Origin of the sequence: Candidatus Ancaeobacter aquaticus (genome assembly GCA_030765405.1) — a bacterium.
Classification (GTDB): domain Bacteria; phylum Auribacterota; class Ancaeobacteria; order Ancaeobacterales; family Ancaeobacteraceae; genus Ancaeobacter; species Ancaeobacter aquaticus.
In genome coordinates this window covers 62,745-81,209 of sequence record JAVCCP010000071.1, presented here as the reverse complement: position 1 = coordinate 81,209, position 18,465 = coordinate 62,745, and the positions used below count along the sequence as shown (strand labels likewise).

Sequence of the window (18,465 nt, the reverse complement as noted above, 5' to 3'; positions counted from 1 at the left end):
TAATGAGAAAAGCAACCTATAGTGCGATTACGGTACTGATAATAGGCCTGTGTTTGTTTTCCGTTGAAAGACTTTCATATGGGCAGGATCAGGAGTCGTACGATGTTGTTCAGGAATTACATAAAACACGAAGTATTCTTGATAGGGTTGATAATTATACGGCAATTTTTGTAAAAGAAGAAATGATCAAGGGGAAGATGAAGAAACCAGAGACGATCCAGATGAAGTTCAAAAAACCTTTTCAAGTGTATATGAAATGGATCAAAAATCCGCACAAAGGCAGAGAATTGATTTATGTTCAGGGTAAAAACGATGATAAGTTAAAGGTTCATATCGGGGGGATCTTGAATCTGTTTCTACCAGCGATAAATCTTTCTCCGGATGATCGTAATGTGAAAGACAATACACGTCATTCGATACGAAGCGCAGGGTTGCACAATTTGATGACCTCACTGATACAGCAATTTGAGCTTGCGGCGGAAAACGGGCATTTAAAGACGGAGTATCACGGAATCGAGAAAATAGGGAAGCGAGATACGCATAAAGTTGAACGCATTCTCCCGCCGGATGAAGGATATTATTGTTATCGGCTGATACTTAATGTCGATAAAGATACTGGGTTGCCGGTAAGAATTCAGGTATTTGACTGGGATAATACTTTAGTTGAACGTTTTACCTATAAGAATATTGATCTTTCCACTTCACTTACTGACGAAGATTTTAATCCGCGAAACAAAAACTATGCATTTGGTATATTCTAAGGATTACTCCTCAACCCATAATTAATACATGTGTTGCAAAGGGTATATATGGAGATAAAACAAGTTGTTTTGCGCGACGGGTATACGGCGCAGTATCGTTTCTGGGGATGCAGTGATCCCGATGCGGTAATCATTTATCTTCATGGTATTCAGAGCCATAGCGAGTGGTTTACCGGTTCATGCACTCATATTGCACAGAACAATTTTGCAGTATATGCACCTGACCGAAGGGGCTCAGGGTTGAATTATGAAGCTCGGGGTGATTGTTCGTCATATGCGACGCTCATTGATGATGTGAAAGCTTTTATCGATCTTATTCGAAATGACTATCTCGAAAAACCCATACATATTATTGGGGTGTCATGGGGTGGAAAATTAGCGGTAATGGCTGTCATTAAGTACCCACGTGATATAAAAAGCGTCATACTAGTTTCTCCTGGCCTAAAAGAAAAGGTTGATATTCCTTTATCAGAAAAGCTTTCCGTTGTACTAAACAGGGTGTTTTGCCCAAAAAAAATGTTTAAAATACCGATTGCTTGCCCGGAAATGTTTACCAGTAATCCTCATCGGATAGAATATATTGAGCGCGACACCAAAATGCTTTCAACTGCTACTGCTCGCCTATTCTTTGAGAGTGCACGAATGGGGATCTTTCTTGATAAAAAAGCTGAGAAGGTCAATCCCCCGGTATTCCTTATGTTGGCAGAGATTGACAATATAGTAGATAATGATAAGATTATAAAACTTTTTAAACGATTTAGTTCGGTAAAGAAAAGTTTTGTATTATATCCAGGCGCGCATCATACCCTGGAATTCGAAAAAGATGTAGATCGTTTTTATAATGATATTATTTGTTGGCTTAATCAATATAACAAGGTATAGTAATGTGCATTTTGAAAAAAGTGCATATGACAATAATAACGTAAAAGAAATTCATTAATAAATATGAAAAAATATTTTTCTTTTCAAAAAATGTGTCTGGCTGGTGCCCTCCTGTATGTTTCATACATGATGACTGGTTGTGCCGGGGTGCAGGAAGCAAGTCCTGTAAGCATCCCTTTTTATGATGCAAAACCGGAGCCGGAGATATCTGCACAATATACCGCTGATCCACCGCGTACGGTTGCCATTCTTCCGTTTTGTTCTCTCGTTGAAGAAAAAAAGAAAAAAGATAAAAAAGAAGAGATCAATTCTATTCCTCCATTAAGAAAAAATTTCTATAGTCAAATGTCTTCTTTGCCGTTTAGGTGTATATCTCCAGATAAAGTGGATGCTGTATTAAAGGAAAAAGGTATTGTAACTATTGAAGAAATTAATAAAGTTCCTGCACACACATACGGTGAAATGTTTCATGTTGATGCAGTTGTGTATGGGGACATTGAAAGTGCAGCAAATTTTACCGGGGGAGTATATTCGAATACTGAGTATAAGGGTACGTTAAAGATGGTTGAGACCAAAGATGATGTGGTGCTTTGGAAGGTGCGGCATTTTGAGAAAATGCTTGGAGGGTTACTTGAAAATTCAAGTGAACTTGTGAGTTTAATAGAGTCTCAGATGGAAAGTGCGAAAGCTGAGCTTTCCTATGAACAGTGTGCAGATATGTTTAATAGGGAAATTCTCGGAACATTGCCTCAGATTACACTTACTGCAGAAGATCTCCCGATGATTGAAAAAATTGATATACAGCCACAGGGCCAAACGGAGTTTGGATTGTATGATACTATTGAGATAACGCTGCATGGAGAAAAAGAATTGTACGCATCTTTTAATATTGGTGAAAGCATAGAACGTGTACCCATGTTTGAAATCTCTCCAGGGGTATATAAAGGAACTTACACGGTTATGACAAATGATTCTGTACAAGAAGCATATATTACGCTTACTTTAGGTGACCGTTATGATATGCGCATGTCTATTGTCCCGGTTACGGGTCCTGTCTCAATTTATGCAAAGTCGCTTTTGGCTCCACGAAATGTGAGGGTGAATGTAGAAAACAGCGAAAATGTTCTTGTGTCATGGGATACATCGCCCAGTGGACAGGGATCGTTCTCGTATGAAATATATCGTGCATATCGTGATCGGGATACATATAAGCATATTGGGACAACACAGGATTTGCGATATGCTGACAGTGGGCTTAAAGAAAGTGGTAAATACTATTATCAGGTTGTAGTCAGAGATGCGTATCGTAATAAAAGTAAACCATCAGAACCGGTTGAAATCGAAATAGAAACACAGACCTCACAGGATGAGGATATATATTCTCCATATCGTATAGAGAAGAAAGAATATAATGAATAGAATAATTGGACTTATAGTGCTCGTTACTATTTTTTGTGCAGGGTGTGCTTCTACGCAAAAAGGACCTGTTCAAGAGGAATATGTTTTATCAAATACATTGAAGTATGCCGTTTGCCCATTTTACTATGATCATAAGGATAAGAGAGATATGGCGCGAACGTTACGAGAAATATTTACTACTGATCTTCTTGAAGACGGTTTAATAATTCGTAAAAAAACTTCTGTTGATTCCCTGTTAGCCGAGCAGGGTATACAGATTGGCCAGTTTGACCTGGAAGAGATGGTGCGTATTGGAAAACTGCTGGGAGTGGATATTGTTATTTATGGTGAGATTACTAAGAGATCAAAGTTGTACGCACTTGTTCATTCGAACATAACCCTTGCCGCAAAAATTGTTTTGGTGGATGTAAATAAGGCTGAAATTATTACAGAATATGAAAAAGAAGAGTATCGTAATGCGGGACTCCTTAGGATACCTACGGGATATGTCGCTGCAGCAGTTGCTCCAATCAAGGGTTTGCAGAAGAAGTTCGAAGACAAACTGACATTTAAGCTTGCAAAAAAATGTGCTGAACCAATTGCTAATGCGTTTAGTAAGGATAAGAATAGCCTGAGCACTCCTCCTCCACAGATACAAGATGTTTCTTACGAAATAGTTGAAAATACGGCAAAAAATACTGTACGTATAGACATGGGAGTAGTGGGAGATCATGGCTGCAAGGTGATGGTATATGTCAATGATAGTAAAGAAGGATATCCCTTAACACATGCTGAAGGGGAGCATTATAAAGGAAAAATTGAGCTGCCGTTTAGCCGTGACCAGATTAACAATGAAGTTCTCGTCAAAATTGTAAATAGTAATAGCGTGGATAGTGTAAAGGCAATATCTCTAAAGTAGCAATCTATAATGATTTGCACGTATTGCAGTAGATGGTAGTGTATCCTTCATTTTGAGTGAATAAAAGTTATTGTCAAATTATCCCTCTTGTTATAGTATCTCACGGATACATTTAAGATATAAACATGGATTGAAATGAAATTTACACTGATTGATAAAATTATTGCAATTGAAGATAATAAGAAGATTACAGCAGTTAAAAATCTTTCGCTGAGTGAAGAATATCTCATGGATCATTTTCCTGGTAATCCTGTGATGCCAGGGGTACTTATGCTTGAGGCGATGGTTCAAACCGGTGGATGGCTTGTTCGTCTCATTAAGGATTTTAAGGTATCGATAGTTGTTTTGGGTGAAGCGAGAAATATAAAGTACTCTCGTTTTATCACACCGGGTGATCAGCTGCGGTTAGAACTAGAATTATTAGATATGACAGATGATACTGCGCGATTTAAGGGTGTTGGGTATCATAATGATAAGCCTATTGTTAATGGGCGCATATCTCTGAAATATTTTAATTTAACCAAATATAATCCACTCAATGACATAAATGATTCTATTATGCAAGCAGCCGCTAAAGAGAAATTCAAAGTTTTATACAGTAAATATGAACATAAGTAAATAATCGGGGGAGTTATGAGATTTAAAGACAAAATTGTGTTAGTAACTGGTGCATCCCGAGGAATTGGTAAAGCGACCGCACTACTATTTGCCAGTGAAGGAGCCACGGTTTTTGTTAATTTTGTAAAAAACAAAGAGCAGGCAGAAAACGTGGTGCAAGAAATTGAAAAAATCGGCGGGAAAGGGCATCTTGCTCAGGGTGATGTAAAAAAGGAAGAAGATGCCGAGGCAATTGTTGATGACATAATTTCTAAATATGATCGTATTGACATACTTGTTAATAATGCGGGTGTTACCCGGGACATGCTTTTGATTTCAATGGAGACGGAAGATTGGGATGAAGTGATACAGACAAACTTAAATGGCGTGTTTCATTTTACCCGTGCAGTTGCCCAACACATGATGATGGAAAAGAAGGGTAAAATAATCAATATTGCTTCTTTTTCCGGCTTAAGGGGTGGGAAAGGTCAGTCAAATTATGCCGCAAGTAAGGGTGCTCTTATTGCGTTTACTCGTGCGGTAGCATTGGAGCTTGCTCCGAAGAATATTAATGTTAATGCAGTTGCGCCCGGAATGATTGAAACAGATATGAGTAGCGCTGTACGAGGGTTAACCACGGATGGAATTATAAAGAAAATACCGCTGGCACGCTACGGCAAGCCGGAAGATTGTGCCAGATTAATTGTGTTTTTAGCCAGTGATGATGCAAGTTATATTACCGGTGAAGTTGTTACGATCGACGGCGGGTTAAGTGGTTCTGTATAAGAACTAGCGATAAGGGTAGTAAGCGTTTATGAGATGGTTACATATAGATAAAATTACTCAGCTTGAAAAAGGCAAATCTGCACGTGCGGTAAAGAATGTCTCTATTGGTGAGGACTATATCACCGACCATTTTCCTACGTATCCTGTCATGCCTAACTCATTATTAATAGAAGCTCTTGCACAAACAGGCGGTATTCTGCTAGGATACACTCTTGATTTTAAAGAAAAGATTATTTTAGCGAAGATAGAGCATGCGGTATTTCACGAATTGATTTGTGCGGGAGATCAGGTCGTGCTCGACGCTGAAATTGATGAGTTGAGAGAAGAAGGTGCACGTATAATGGGTACCGCTAAGGTTAACGATAAAGAAGTTGCCAGGGTAAGCATAATGTTTGTGTGTCTTAAAACTGATCCGGGAATGAATATCCCTGAAGATAATTTTGTTTTTACCTGGGAATTTTTGTCGTTATTGAAATTACACGAAGTCGTATCACTTGATATGTTAAGGAAATAGAAGGATTATGGAAAGAAAAGTAGTTATAACAGGTCTTGGAGTTGTATCTCCTCTGGGTATTGGAAAAGAAGTTTTTTGGGATGGTCTATCGAAGGGACGTTCAGGGATAGCTCCGGTGACACTTTTTGATCCGGGTGATTTTCCAGTCAAAATAGCTGGTGAAATCGATAATTTTGATCCAAAACAATTCATACAACAGAGAAAATCTTTAAAGGTAATGGCACGCGATATACAGCTCGCTGTTGCAGCCGCGCAACTCGGCGTTTCTGATGCAGGAATAGATTTTGAAACAATTGATCCTACCCGTTTAGGTACAAGTCTTGGGACATCGCTTATAAGTATGAGTATTGATGAGCTCAGTCCGTCAGTTCAGAATTCATTAGATGAAAATGCTGATTTTAGTATTCAGAAATGGGGCGCAGAGGGTATGAATATGCTGTTTCCATTATGGATGTTGCAGTATCTCCCAAATATGCCTGCATGTCATATATCAATACGCTATAATACACAAGGCCCTAACAATACTATTACCTCGGCGTGTGCGGCAAGCACACAAGCTATAGGTGAAGCTTTTAAGGTAATTCAAAGAGGTGATGCAGATATGATGATTGCGGGAGGGACTGATTCAAAGGTCAATCCGCTTAATTATCTGAGATATTATTTTTCAAAATGTCTTTCAGTGAATAATACGAGAGATCCTCAAAAGGTAAGTAGACCGTTTGATAAAGAAAGGGATGGATTTGTTATCGGAGAAGGTGCCGGCATTGTTATTCTCGAAGAATATGAGCACGCAAAAAAAAGAGGCGCTAAAATATACTCTGAACTAGCAGGCTACGGTGCCGCATCAGATGCGGCAGGCGTATACGGCGATAATTATAATGTAAATGGGCTCATATATTCAATGAAGAATGTGCTTGAAGATGCCGAGTGTAATCACGACGATATTGATTATATTAGTGTTAATGGCCTTTCAACTCAGATTGCAGATAAGATCGAGACAGAAGCAATTAAAAATGTATTTAATGAACATGCATATTCGATACCGATGAGTTCGATCAAGTCGATGATTGGGCATCTCGGGGCAAGTTCTGGTGTAGTACAGCTTGTTGCCGCGGCATTAAGCTTAGAGAACAATATTGTTCTTCCAACAATTAATTATGAAACAAAAGATAGTGACTGTGACCTTGATTATGTGCCGAATACCCCGCGTGAAAAAGAGTGTCGGTCGGCGCTTCTGAATTCGTTTGGGTTAGGTGGACAGATCGCATCACTTATAATAAAGAAGATATAATGAGTGTAAAAATGGACAGAAGAATAGTTGTTACTGGTGTAGGAATGGTGACTCCGCTCGGTGTGGGAGTTGAGGAAAACTGGCAGAGGATGTGTAAAAGTGAATCAGGGGTGGATTATATTACGCTTTTTGATGCATCGCATTTTCCTACCAATATTGCCGGGGAAATTAAAAACTTTGATTTCAAGCGGTATTATCCTCATAATCAAAGGGTTGAGTTTACTGGTCGAAACACTCAGTTTGCCATACTGGCTGCGGATATAGCGTTTAAAGATGCGGGCCTGGATTCAGTAAAGATTGATCCACGTCGATTTGGTATATATCTTGGTTCAGGTGAAGGGAAACAAGATTTTTTTAATTTTGTGGAGATAATCGGTAAATCATATGATGGGACATCTGTCAGTTCCGCAAAATTTCTGGAACTGGGATTAGAGAAATTTCATCCATACATGGAAATCGAACAAGAGCCCAATATGGCAGCAGGGCATCTCGCGGAAATATTTGGTGCACGCGGGCCAAATACAAATTGTCTCACTGCATGTGCTGCAAGTAGCCAATCTCTTGGTGAAGCAGCGGAAATTATCCGAACAGGCAAAGCCGATATTATGATAAGCGGCGGCACGCATTCTATGATCCATCCGCTCGGTGTTACCGGTTTTAATTTGCTCACTGCTATTTCTACCCGTAACGATGAACCTCAAAAAGCAAGCAGGCCTTTTGATAGACAGCGAGACGGGTTTATTATTGGTGAAGGCGCGGGCATTCTCATACTTGAAGAGTTAGAGCATGCATTGAACAGGGGGGCTCGTATTTATGGTGAAATGGCCGGTTATGGAACAACAGCTGATGCCTATCGTCTGACAGATGCACATCCTGAAGGGAGAGGCGCCATAGCGGCAATGAGAATGGCTCTTGATAAAGCGGGACTGGTTCCGGGTGATATTGATTATATTAATGCGCATGGGACATCGACGGTGGTAAATGATCGTGTCGAGACATTAGCGATAAAAAAGGTTTTTGAGGAAAACGCATACAACATTCCAATAAGTTCTATAAAATCGATGCTTGGGCATCTTATCGCAGCAGCGGGCGCAGTAGAGTTAATCGTATGCTTACTCGCAATGAGAGACGGTATTGTTCCTCCAACAATAAATTATGAAAATCCTGATCCTAACTGTGATCTTGATTATGTTCCAAATACTGCCCGCAAAAAAGAAGTCAACGTTGCGCTCTCTAATTCATTCGGTTTTGGCGGGCAAAATGTATCATTAATAATAAAAAAGTATAAATAATATGCAGTATGTACTCATTTATTCCCTTTTAAGTTTTATTGGCCTGTTATTCTTACTATTTGTCGCTACTATGATATGGATAGTGTACACATCAGTTGATGGATTTCTCAGGTTAAGAGAACCCGCCTCAACAATAAAATATGTAAAGCCAGAGGGTGGTGAATCTGTCCAGTTTTATAGCGCTGACGGCGTGATGTTATGCGGCGTTTTTATGCCGGCAAAAGAGAAGGATAACGGGACCATAATTTTTTGTCCTGAAGTTGATGCGGACAGCACGTCGGTCACCAAGTACGCATCTTTTTTGTGTGATAAAGGGTATAATATACTTTCGGTTGATTTTCGTGGCCATGGCAATAGTTCAAATCTTGATGGATACATATCAAGACAGTGGGTGAGCACATATGAAGTCTACGATCTTTTAGGAGCTATTGAGTATATTAAGAGCAGGAGTGATATTGATACCAGTCGTATTGGACTCTTTGGTGTATCGCGTGGAGGGGGTGCGGCATTATGCACTGCACAAGAATGTCCCGAGATAAAATGTGTCGTAACAGACAGTGCGTTTTCGACAAAGAAGACTTTAAACTCATATATGAAGAAATGGACAAGTTTATTTCTACCTGTTACGCAAATGCCTCATTTTATGTATATTATATTGGAAAACGTTGTTATAAAAGTAACTGAGATAAAGTTGGGATACAAACTTCCGTCAGTTGAGAATGCGATTAAAACCCGAGCATGTCCGCTACTTATGATACATGGACAACGTGACACCTATATTGGTGTTGATCAGGCACGGATGCTTTATGGTTATGCTAATGATCCTAAAGTGCTTCTTGAGGTGCCTGGTGCGCGGCATAATGAAAGTATTGTTATTAATGGCGAACTATACAAAAATAGAGTGACTGATTTCTTACATAAAAATTTATGATATTGTTATGAAGGAGCACGGTACTCTCTTCTAGAATAAAATACCATTATGAAAAAGATTTTACTTATAAATCCAAAGCGGGTCGGAAGAGGGCAGTCATCAGTTAACTATATGTCTGCAACACCTCTTGCTCTTCCTCTTTTAGCAAGTATGGTCCCGTCTGATTTCGAAGTCAGTATTATAGACGAGAATAACCAGCATATCGACTATGATCAGAATGTCGATCTTGTAGGTATTTCCGTTATGCTTCATGTTGGGCCACAAGCTATTTCTATTGCGCAAGAATTTAAAAAAAGAAATGTACCGGTTGTAATGGGAGGGTTTTTTCCGTCATTATGGCCGGAAAAAGCAGCCCCATATGTTGACTCTATTGTGAGGGGCGAGGGTGAGCATTTATGGCTTCATTTGCTTGATGATTTAAAAAATGATCGGCCTTTAAAACCGATATACAAGCAAGATGGGTATATTGATCTTAAGGAAACACCAATTGTTAAAAGAGAATTTATGCAGGGAGCTGACTGTTATCATGTAGAAACAACCAGAGGGTGTCCCTATGCGTGTGATTATTGTTCAGTATCCAGGTTTTATGGTAAGACGTATCGGCATCGTCCAATAAAAGATGTTGTGAAACAGCTTGAACAGCTCACCGATAAACCGGTATTTTTTGTTGATGATAATATTGCGGCTGATACGAAATATGCTAAAGAGTTATTCAGGAAAATTGCACATCTTAATATAGTGTGGAGCGGGCAGTTTACACTGTTTAGCGCGAAAGATACTGAACTCCTTGATTTAGCATACAAGAGCGGATGCAAGTTTCTCTTTGCCGGCATTGAAACATTAAATAAACAGAATCTAGAAGATGTTAATAAGTCGTGGGCGCAGCCTGAAAAATATCCGGATTATATTAAAATGGTTCATGACGCGGGAATAGCTCTTTACGGATCTTTTATGTTTGGTTTTGAACATGATGATGCGAGTGTATTTGAAAAGACACTCCATTTTGCCGAGGAGACAAAAATTGAGCTTGCACTGTTCTCAGCGATATTTCCTATGGAAGGAGCTGAGTTTTACGCGCAACTCAAGAGAGAAAATAGAGTATTCGAAACTGATATGGCAAAATTTAATGGTCAGCATGCAACATTTTATCCAAAATTGATGACGCCTGAAGAACTTGATGAGGGGCTCTTATGGATATGGCAAAATTTCTACTCAAAGAAAAGTATTCAAAAACGTTTAGCACACTGCTTCAGCAAAGTCAGCTTATCTAATATTTCCGCTGATGGAAAATACTCTATGGAAGAAATGATGGTGTATTTGAACACTGCCTTCAGAGTAGCCGTAGAGGATTTCTAGCGTTTCCCCCTCTTCGTTTGGCGTTTTTTTTCGATCCACGAATCACGATCTACGATTCACGGTTTACACTTTCTGATATGTTGTTCCTCGCCAGGTCATGCCTTTTTTAGAGAATGTTTTTAGTATGGCATTCATAAGCACTCCGAGCATGATAATGCATCCTAGTGGATTTAAGAGTGATATGTAAGGGTTCATTTTGGCCAGCCTATAGAACCGAAATGTGGTTAAGCGTATGAAAATGATTTCAATAATGGTTACAACTAGAAGGATAAGAATAGGGATGTCTATTTCTCGAGTAATAATAAAGAAGATAATGCAGAATAACATTAAGAAAAGCGGAAGAAGTGAAAAGACAAATAAGAGTAATGCATTCAGGAATATCAGTGATATTCTTTTGTCGTAAATAATATGAAATATTCTTGTCCATCCATTCCATATTTCCTTAAAATTCTTATACATTCTAGTCTTGTAAACATCGGGGCTCACCGCGACATTGAGTGAGTATCCGCTCGTTTTAACTATTTTAGCCATGGCGATATCTTCAAGTAGGCAACTTTTTAGCGCTTCATGACCACCGAATGAATGGTATACGTCTTTATTGATCAAGATGTATTGTCCGTTGGCGAATGCTGTTTTCTTTTTTGGGTTATTGGAATATTTTATCGGAAATGATACAAGAAGAATTGCTCCCGCAATGGGTTGTAAAAGTTTTTCCCAAAAGCTTATGCCTTCGAGGTAGGGAATCAAAGTAAGCATATCCACTTTTTTATCTATGACATAGCTTGTAGATTGAAAAAGACTTTGGGGATGATGATATGTATCAGCATCGGTAAAAAGATACCACTGGCCTTTTGCGTGCGCGACCCCTTTGTTAAGCGCATAATTTTTTCCAGACCATCCTTCATGTAGTTGGTCGTTATTAATAAGGGTGATATTGGAATATTTTTTTTGAAAATCTTCAACAATTGAGCGAGTGTTATCAGTGGAACGGTCATTTATGACAATAACCTCAAAATGCGGGTATTGTTGATTCATAAGTGAGGAGAGGCAGGTGCCGATATTCTTTTCTTCATTTAATGCAGGGATAAGGACGGATATGAAAGGAAGACTATCAGAATGTTGTGTATACGAGTCAATATTGAGTTTGGGGTCTTTCGCGACACTTCTGTGAGTTTCAAGATACCGGTCTATCCATATAGCAATACCAACCAATGAAATAATGAGAAAAGTGTAATATAAAATAGCACTCATAATATGCTCGCAGTTTGTTTATAAATGGCTTCTTATTATAAATATATACACAATGTGCGCAAGTAAAATATACGTAAAGTTTCTTGAATATATTTAAAAATGGTGTACAATTCGGTATATATAATAGAAATGAAAGGATACGTATTTATGCACGATATACTTAATAATATACAAGATATTGTCGGGCTATTGCCTGTTGCAATGATCTTTGGAGCGTCTAAGAGTGTTGCAGCATTTAATAAGGCATGCAAACTTGCTAAATCAGGAAAATATAAAGAAGCAATTGAAGAAACAAAGAATGCAATAGCGTTAGATCCTAAATTTGCTGATGCATACTATAATCTTGGAGAGTTTTACGGTAAAACAGGTGATAAAGACTTGTCAAATCAGTATTATAAAAAGTATCTTGAGGTATCTCCTAATGCGTCCGACAAAGATATTGTCAAAGAACGTATTATTAAGCTTGAAGGTAATGAAGATACCCTGTATTACAATAAAGGTCTTGAATGTCTGCAAAACAAAAAAATAGATGAAGCAATTGAACAATTTAAGAAGGTCATTTCTATCAACGCGAAACATACTGCTGCATGTAATTCTCTTGGTATATGTTATCAGGAGAAAGAACAATATGAAGATGCTTTAAAAGAGTTCAATGAAGTTGTGCTTATTAATCCTGAGTTTCCTGGCATACACTACAACCTTGGAAATATTTATGTTCTGCGAGGTGAGGCTGATACTGCTATTGAAGAATATCGCAAGGGTATAGAGATTAATCCTGAAGATATAGATACTTTTTACAATCTTGGTAATCTTTACCTTTCTAAAGAAATGTTTGAAGATGCCCAATCGCAGTTTAAAAAGATATTAGAAATCGATCCAAATGAGTCTGATGCACAATCATTCCTTGATGAGATTGCTCAGGAGAAGAAGAAAACTTCTCAAGAAGAAAAAGCAGTAAAGCAAAAAGATAAAAAGACTGAAGACGTAGATGCGGCTGAAGAGGCGAGTAAAATTGCAAAAGAAAAGGAAGCGGCCCAGCGTATGGCGATAGAGAAGGCTGAAGAAGAACGCAAAGCTCGAGAAAAAGCGGAAGCTGAAAAATCTCAAAGAGATAAAGAGGAAAAAGCGCGGCTGGAGAAGGAAAAAGAAGCAGCTGTCAAACTTGAAAAAGAAAAAGCAGAAGCTGAGAAGCGCGCGCAGGAAAAAGTCGAAGAAGAAAAGAAAATGCGCGAAAAGCTTGAAAAAGAGTTGGCAGAGAAAGAGCGCGTAGCGCAAGAGATAGAAAAAGAATTGGCAGAAAAAGATCGAATGGCGCAAGAGGCCGAAAAAGAATCGAAGAAGAAGGCAGTAAAAGAAAAACAAGAGTTTGAAGAAACCGAAAAGAAGTCCCGCGAAAAACTTGAGAAGGAGCTTAAAGAGAAAGAAAAGGAACAAGCCGTTGCACTTGAAAAAATGAAAGCGGAAATTGACACGCTTGTAAAAGAAAAAGAAGAAGCACTTAAGGAAGTAGATGCAAAAGCAGAAGCACAAAAGCAAGCTGAAGCAAAAGCGTCAGAAGAGAGACAAGCACGTGAACAAGTTGAAAAAGAAGCGCAAGAAAAGTTGAAAGTTGAAACCCAGCGACTTGAAAAAGAGAAGCAAGAAGCAGACCGTTTACTGAACGAAAAGAGAGCTGAAGAAGAGCGCATAGCAAAAGAACAGGGTGATACTGAAAAAATACAGCAGGTTAAAGCGGAAAAAGCGCGTATGATGCTTGAAAAGATGCAGGCAGAATTAGGCAAAAAAGAAGAAGGTGCGAAAAAGCAAAAACGTATTGAAGATAAAATTGAGGATCTGAAATCTCGTATTACACCGACAGATATTAAGGGCCGGGGAGAACTAGCTGATTTATATGTTTCACAAAAGCGGTTTGAGGAGGCAACAGTTCCCTTGAAAGAAATATTGGGGTTGCATCCCGAATATCCGGATATTAATTGTAAGCTTGGCAAGCTATATGTCAATATTGGACAGTTAGAGGAAGCAATATCTCATTTTAAGCTGGCACTGACGGTGAATCCACGCTACGGAGATGCTCATCGTGCGCTTGCATCAGTATATATGAATATGGGGCAAATTGACAAGGCGGCTGAGGAACTTGCCGTTATTAGTGATCTGGAAAAAGGAAACGACATAAAGACTGATAAAGAAGAACCGACAAAAGTAGTATCTGAAGAGATTGATCCTGATCTGATGAGTAAAAAATTGCATAATTTGCGAAAGTTATTTGATGATGGTATTATTACCGAAGCAGAGTTTAAAGAAAGAAAAAAGAAACTCCTTGAGAATTTTTAATTTTTTATTTCTTTGTATCCTTCCTTGTATAATTCTACTGAATTTCTCCGTGAGGAGTGTCTACGGTATAGATACCTTGTCACGTGGTATCGAGTATTATAATAAAGGACTCATTAAACGTGCAGAGGACAGTTTTAAAGATGCCTTAATGCAGAATTCTCGATCAGAGACAGCATATTATTACTTAGGGGTGATAAGTATTATGCGTGATGAGTATGATCAGGCAATTGACTACCTCATAAGACTTACTGAGTATAATTATTTTTATAAAGGGGTACATTATTGTTTAGGTATTGCGTATAAGAAAAAAAACGATTTTCAAAAAGCGTTACAGGAATTTGATCGATCGATAAAGAATTATCCAACAGCAAAGGCGTACTTTAATATAGGAGTTATCCATTCACAGCGGCATGAATATGATCAAGCGGTATATGCGTTTAAGAAATCACTCAGTCTTGACCGTAACAATGTATATTCGAGATATAATCTTGCAAATATATATGAGTCACAGGGAAAATACAGGGATGCCCTGACGGAATACAATAAAGTATTGAGAAAACGACCAAAATATATTTCGGCGTATTACCGTAAAGGGAGAGCGCTTATGGCTATGAAGCGCTACAATGAGGCAGTGATAGAATTTATGCGTACGATTGAATTAGATGAGAATTTTTCTTCCGGCTATCTCGGTGTTGCAATGGCATATGAAGAACTGAAAAGAGTTGATGATGCGAATACGTATTACAAAAAGTATGCACAGAAAGAAACCAATGAGATAAAGAGATCTCAAGCGTTGCAAAAAGCACATGATGTTCTCTATGAAGTAAAGTTTGTAGATGACGGGGCATTATAAGGTTGAAATAAAATGTATGATACATATAATTAGGAGATTATATTACTATAATTAAACTATGTATAAGGGGACCCCAATGATTAAAAAGATTGCCATACTATTTTTACTCTGTGCTGTTGTACTATTTCCGATTTTGCTTTCAGGCTGCGAGACAGTAAAGGGAACAGGAAGAGACATCTCTAATTTTGGAAGCATGATATCAGGTGATTAATGAATGTGCGTTATTACATGTTTTGTGAGCTTATATAGTGCACGGAGAGGATAAAAGAAATGCCGACATATGATAGATTGTTAAGTGGTTTTACCATAGGGTCTATGACTATACCTAATCGTATTATTATGCCTGCTATGGAAACGCATTTGGCTGATAGTAAAGGTTATATTACCGATGAAATAATATCATATTATCGATATCGTGCGCGTGGCGGGGTAGGGCTTATCATTTTTGAAAATACCGGGGTTGCAATGTCCGGAAGAGTAAATAAAGGTATGGCATGTATTCACGATGATTCTTATATACCGGGCTTTCAGAAATTATGTGATGCGGTTCATGAAGAAGGCGGAAAAATAGCGTTGCAGCTTTCACATGCGGGAAGGCAAACGCTTTCTGATTTTACCGGCAGTGACCCCTTAGCACCATCGGCTATTTCCTGTCCGGTATTACGCGAAGAACCGAAAGAACTAGCGGTAGATGAAATACACGATCTCGTGGAATCGTTTGCCCAAAGCGCGCTGCGAGCGCAAAAAGCTGGAGCAGATGCTGTTGAATTTCATATGGCACATGGATACCTTGTATGTCAATTTCTATCGCCATATTCAAATATTCGTAGTGATATGTATGGGGGGAGCACTGAAAATCGCTGCCGATTTTCAGTAGAGATTATTGCCCGGACAAGAGAGCTTGTAGGTCAAACATTTCCAATCATTTGCCGTATAAGTGCAGATGAATATGTTGATGGGGGCATTGATATTGATGAGGCAAAAAAGATTGCAGCTATTCTTGGAGCGTGTCAAATTGATGCGTTGAATGTTTCGGCATGTAATTATGAGTCTGCGCATCTTAATATGCCCTGCTATTACCGCCCGGAAGGTTGTTTTGTGCATCTCTCCAGAGAAATTAAGCGTACGGTATCATTACCTGTTTTTGCAGTAGGGAGAATCCGTCGCCCACAAATGGCTGAAGACATTATTTCCCGAGGTGATGCTGATTGTGTCTGTATGGGCCGAGTTCTTATTGCTGATCCTTTTTTACCAAAAAAGATAGCAGACGGCAGAGAGTCTCATATACGACCATGTTTGTCTTGTAATCGTTGTATTGAAAGTATCACCAGAGGAAAGATGGTATGTGTGGTTAATCCATATATAGGTATAGAAGTTGACAGTGAGAAGAAAAGTGCTGTGGAAAAAAAGAATATATGTATTGTAGGTGCAGGACCTGCTGGAATGCAGGCTGCGTTAAGTCTTTTTCAAGATGGCCACTCAGTGACTTTGTTTGAAAAAGAAAATGATGTTGGTGGACAAATGGCCATAGCGGGATTGCCGCCGGGAAAAGAGTCTATTTTAGAGTTTAAAGATTACCTTAAACGAGAGGTAGAGGAAGCCCAGATTGAGGTTGTGCTTGGTAAGGAATGTCAAGCGGATGATATTGTTAGTCGTAATCCCGACGTTGTTGTAATCGCAACGGGGTCTACGCACCATTTCCCGCCTTTACCAGGATTAGATACGGTTAAAGCGTATTCGGTTAAAGATGCGCTTTGTAATCCTTCGGAAATGGGAGATCGCATTGTTATTATCGGTGGTGGTCCTGAGGGGGCAGAACTAGCAGATTTTCTTGTTGAAAAAGGTAAAAAGGTAACTATTATTGAAATGAGACGATTGGTTGGTCTTGGACTTCCTTCGGGGGTACGTGCCCTTTTAGAGCCTAAGATTGAAGAAGAGGGTGTAACATTATTACGCAAAACAAAAGTAGTAAATTTCGATCAAGGGTCAATAGAGATCTATAATCGCAAACTGGGAACAAGTCATATAAGGGATTTTGATTCAGTTGTGATTGCTGTTCATCATGAAAGTAACAATAAGCTATATCTTGATCTTGAAGGAAAAGTAAAAGAGCTGTATTTAATAGGTGATGCGAAAGAACCACGTTTAATTAAAGAAGCCGTTTCTGAAGGAAATCATGTTCCGTTTTTGGTGGAACAACAAAAAGTGGGTGTATAATGTTTAAAATACTTAGAGATGATTTTAGCGCAGTTATCGATCGTGATCCCGCAGCCCGTGGGTTAAGCGGTAAAATTGAGATTATTTTATGTTACTCAGGTTTTCATGCGCTTATATGTCATCGTATAAATCATTATTTGCACACGACGCTCAAGATACCTGTTATTCCTCGACTGTTGGCACAGATAGCACGGTTTTTTACCGGTATTGAGATTCATCCCGGAGCCCAGATCGGTAAATCATTTTTTATTGACCATGGTATGGGTGTTGTTATAGGTGAAACAACCATTATTGGCGATAATGTTACTCTTTATCAGTGTGCGACTCTTGGCGGTGTGGGGTATATCAAGGGAAAGCGTCATCCGACAATTGGCAATAATGTGACTGTCGGTGCCGGAGCAAAGGTGTTAGGAAATATTGTAATCGGGAATAATGTAAATATTGGATCTGGGTCAGTTGTTATTAAAGATGTCCCCAACGATTGTACTGTTGTGGGAGTTCCTGCGTCGATTGTTCGGAAAAAAGGTGAAAAGGTTCCTTCTGTTAAGCTTGATCATGCTGATCTCCCGGACCCTATTGCAGAACGATTGGGGCTAATTCAGCAAGAGATTGATTGCATTGATGATCATATTAAATGTTTTAAAGAAGAATGTACGATCAGAAAAGCTTTAGATAAACTTAATGAACGGGACAAAACTCCGTAGTTATTTAGCGTATAGCGCGTAGCGTTTAGATTTTGCTTTAATTTTTTAACTATTCGCTACACGCTAAGAGATACCAGAATTAGTTCTTAGCATTTGGCGGTTCTATTGGCTTTATTCCTACTTTATCGGCAATATCAAGAAACTCTTTATCTGATACATTATCAAGGTTTTTACCCTTCTTTCGAAGCTCTTCATTTATTTTAATTGATTTTTCCTGCATGAGTTCATGGGTTTCCTCAGAGCCACCGTATAAACGAAAATTGTCACCTTTTGTTATCCGTGTGTGGCCGTCCTTATTGTCAAAGCCGAGACCGTAGAGTAGTTTTTTTACGTTATTTTTCATAGCGTCTCCATTACAATTATATTACCATACTATATATAA

General features: G+C 38.8%; 18 protein-coding genes. 16 read left to right on the top strand and 2 right to left on the bottom strand.

Annotation, left to right across the window (positions count from 1 at the left end):
* The first annotated feature begins 2 nt into the window (after positions 1 to 2).
* From P9M13_09690 to P9M13_09640, 11 genes are all read left to right on the top strand, one after another.
* Positions 3 to 761, top strand: coding sequence for a DUF1571 domain-containing protein (locus P9M13_09690; GenBank protein ID MDP8263552.1), 759 nt, complete (start codon positions 3 to 5; stop codon positions 759 to 761).
* 48 nt (positions 762 to 809) lie between these two features.
* Positions 810 to 1,643 carry an alpha/beta fold hydrolase gene (locus tag P9M13_09685; protein ID MDP8263551.1) on the top strand — a complete coding sequence of 278 codons (834 nt, stop codon included), beginning with the start codon at positions 810 to 812 and terminating at the stop codon, positions 1,641 to 1,643.
* 63 nt (positions 1,644 to 1,706) lie between these two features.
* The gene (locus P9M13_09680) at positions 1,707 to 3,062 is read left to right on the top strand and encodes a fibronectin type III domain-containing protein (GenBank protein ID MDP8263550.1); all 1,356 of its coding nucleotides are present in this window, start codon (positions 1,707 to 1,709) and stop codon (positions 3,060 to 3,062) included.
* Positions 3,055 to 3,960 (top strand): hypothetical protein, encoded by a 906-nt coding sequence (locus P9M13_09675; protein ID MDP8263549.1) that lies wholly within the window; start codon positions 3,055 to 3,057, stop codon positions 3,958 to 3,960. Before P9M13_09680 ends, P9M13_09675 begins: the two co-directional genes overlap by 8 nt.
* 135 nt (positions 3,961 to 4,095) lie before the next feature.
* The gene (locus tag P9M13_09670; protein MDP8263548.1) at positions 4,096 to 4,578 is read left to right on the top strand and encodes a 3-hydroxyacyl-ACP dehydratase FabZ family protein; all 483 of its coding nucleotides are present in this window, start codon (positions 4,096 to 4,098) and stop codon (positions 4,576 to 4,578) included.
* A gap of 15 nt (positions 4,579 to 4,593) precedes the next feature.
* A complete protein-coding gene (gene fabG / locus P9M13_09665) occupies positions 4,594 to 5,343 on the top strand; it encodes a 3-oxoacyl-[acyl-carrier-protein] reductase (protein MDP8263547.1) in 750 nt (249 codons plus the stop codon).
* 28 nt (positions 5,344 to 5,371) lie between these two features.
* On the top strand, positions 5,372 to 5,857 hold the full coding sequence (locus tag P9M13_09660) for a 3-hydroxyacyl-ACP dehydratase FabZ family protein (GenBank protein ID MDP8263546.1): 486 nt from the start codon (positions 5,372 to 5,374) through the stop codon (positions 5,855 to 5,857).
* 7 nt (positions 5,858 to 5,864) lie between these two features.
* The gene (locus P9M13_09655; protein ID MDP8263545.1) at positions 5,865 to 7,148 is read left to right on the top strand and encodes a beta-ketoacyl-ACP synthase II; all 1,284 of its coding nucleotides are present in this window, start codon (positions 5,865 to 5,867) and stop codon (positions 7,146 to 7,148) included.
* The gene (gene fabF / locus P9M13_09650; GenBank protein ID MDP8263544.1) at positions 7,148 to 8,440 is read left to right on the top strand and encodes a beta-ketoacyl-ACP synthase II; all 1,293 of its coding nucleotides are present in this window, start codon (positions 7,148 to 7,150) and stop codon (positions 8,438 to 8,440) included. The genes P9M13_09655 and fabF overlap by 1 nt, the downstream gene beginning before the upstream one ends.
* Before the next feature lies 1 nt (position 8,441).
* Positions 8,442 to 9,371 (top strand): alpha/beta fold hydrolase, encoded by a 930-nt coding sequence (locus P9M13_09645; GenBank protein ID MDP8263543.1) that lies wholly within the window; start codon positions 8,442 to 8,444, stop codon positions 9,369 to 9,371.
* Positions 9,372 to 9,419: 48 nt separating this feature from the next.
* A complete protein-coding gene (locus P9M13_09640; GenBank protein MDP8263542.1) occupies positions 9,420 to 10,727 on the top strand; it encodes a radical SAM protein in 1,308 nt (435 codons plus the stop codon).
* Positions 10,728 to 10,790: 63 nt separating this feature from the next.
* On the opposite strand, the gene P9M13_09635 is transcribed toward P9M13_09640, so the two are convergent.
* Positions 10,791 to 11,978: a glycosyltransferase gene (locus tag P9M13_09635; protein ID MDP8263541.1), complete on the bottom strand. Its 1,188-nt coding sequence runs from the start codon at positions 11,976 to 11,978 to the stop codon at positions 10,791 to 10,793.
* A 147-nt stretch (positions 11,979 to 12,125) separates the two neighbouring features.
* Between P9M13_09635 and P9M13_09630 the strand changes: the two genes are divergently transcribed.
* From P9M13_09630 to cysE, 5 genes are all read left to right on the top strand, one after another.
* Complete coding sequence (locus P9M13_09630; GenBank protein ID MDP8263540.1) at positions 12,126 to 14,309, top strand: tetratricopeptide repeat protein; 2,184 nt, start codon at positions 12,126 to 12,128, stop codon at positions 14,307 to 14,309.
* 49 nt (positions 14,310 to 14,358) lie between these two features.
* Positions 14,359 to 15,162, top strand: a complete 804-nt coding sequence (locus P9M13_09625; protein ID MDP8263539.1) for a tetratricopeptide repeat protein — start codon at positions 14,359 to 14,361, stop codon at positions 15,160 to 15,162.
* A gap of 76 nt (positions 15,163 to 15,238) precedes the next feature.
* Positions 15,239 to 15,373, top strand: coding sequence for a hypothetical protein (locus tag P9M13_09620; GenBank protein MDP8263538.1), 135 nt, complete (start codon positions 15,239 to 15,241; stop codon positions 15,371 to 15,373).
* A 59-nt stretch (positions 15,374 to 15,432) separates the two neighbouring features.
* A complete protein-coding gene (locus P9M13_09615) occupies positions 15,433 to 17,379 on the top strand; it encodes an NAD(P)/FAD-dependent oxidoreductase (protein ID MDP8263537.1) in 1,947 nt (648 codons plus the stop codon).
* Entirely contained in the window at positions 17,379 to 18,083 is a 705-nt protein-coding gene (cysE, locus tag P9M13_09610; GenBank protein ID MDP8263536.1) for a serine O-acetyltransferase, read from the top strand. Before P9M13_09615 ends, cysE begins: the two co-directional genes overlap by 1 nt.
* A gap of 79 nt (positions 18,084 to 18,162) precedes the next feature.
* Here the strand turns inward: cysE and P9M13_09605 are convergent, their stop codons facing one another.
* Complete coding sequence (locus P9M13_09605; protein MDP8263535.1) at positions 18,163 to 18,426, bottom strand: hypothetical protein; 264 nt, start codon at positions 18,424 to 18,426, stop codon at positions 18,163 to 18,165.
* Positions 18,427 to 18,465: the final 39 nt, after the last annotated feature.

Bases quoted from the DNA above. Each gene is read 5' to 3' on its own strand.
- P9M13_09615 (MDP8263537.1), top strand. From the start codon at position 15,433: ATGCCGACATATGATAGATTGTTAAGTGGTTTTACCATAGGGTCTATG.
- P9M13_09660 (MDP8263546.1), top strand. From the start codon at position 5,372: ATGAGATGGTTACATATAGATAAAATTACTCAGCTTGAAAAAGGCAAA.
- cysE (MDP8263536.1), top strand. From the start codon at position 17,379: ATGTTTAAAATACTTAGAGATGATTTTAGCGCAGTTATCGATCGTGAT.
- fabF (MDP8263544.1), top strand. From the start codon at position 7,148: ATGAGTGTAAAAATGGACAGAAGAATAGTTGTTACTGGTGTAGGAATG.
- P9M13_09620 (MDP8263538.1), top strand. From the start codon at position 15,239: ATGATTAAAAAGATTGCCATACTATTTTTACTCTGTGCTGTTGTACTA.
- P9M13_09630 (MDP8263540.1), top strand. From the start codon at position 12,126: ATGCACGATATACTTAATAATATACAAGATATTGTCGGGCTATTGCCT.
- P9M13_09670 (MDP8263548.1), top strand. From the start codon at position 4,096: ATGAAATTTACACTGATTGATAAAATTATTGCAATTGAAGATAATAAG.
- P9M13_09690 (MDP8263552.1), top strand. From the start codon at position 3: ATGAGAAAAGCAACCTATAGTGCGATTACGGTACTGATAATAGGCCTG.
- P9M13_09605 (MDP8263535.1), bottom strand. From the start codon at position 18,426: ATGAAAAATAACGTAAAAAAACTACTCTACGGTCTCGGCTTTGACAAT.
- P9M13_09645 (MDP8263543.1), top strand. From the start codon at position 8,442: ATGCAGTATGTACTCATTTATTCCCTTTTAAGTTTTATTGGCCTGTTA.
- P9M13_09655 (MDP8263545.1), top strand. From the start codon at position 5,865: ATGGAAAGAAAAGTAGTTATAACAGGTCTTGGAGTTGTATCTCCTCTG.
- P9M13_09685 (MDP8263551.1), top strand. From the start codon at position 810: ATGGAGATAAAACAAGTTGTTTTGCGCGACGGGTATACGGCGCAGTAT.
- P9M13_09675 (MDP8263549.1), top strand. From the start codon at position 3,055: ATGAATAGAATAATTGGACTTATAGTGCTCGTTACTATTTTTTGTGCA.
- P9M13_09680 (MDP8263550.1), top strand. From the start codon at position 1,707: ATGAAAAAATATTTTTCTTTTCAAAAAATGTGTCTGGCTGGTGCCCTC.
- fabG (MDP8263547.1), top strand. From the start codon at position 4,594: ATGAGATTTAAAGACAAAATTGTGTTAGTAACTGGTGCATCCCGAGGA.
- P9M13_09640 (MDP8263542.1), top strand. From the start codon at position 9,420: ATGAAAAAGATTTTACTTATAAATCCAAAGCGGGTCGGAAGAGGGCAG.
- P9M13_09635 (MDP8263541.1), bottom strand. From the start codon at position 11,978: ATGAGTGCTATTTTATATTACACTTTTCTCATTATTTCATTGGTTGGT.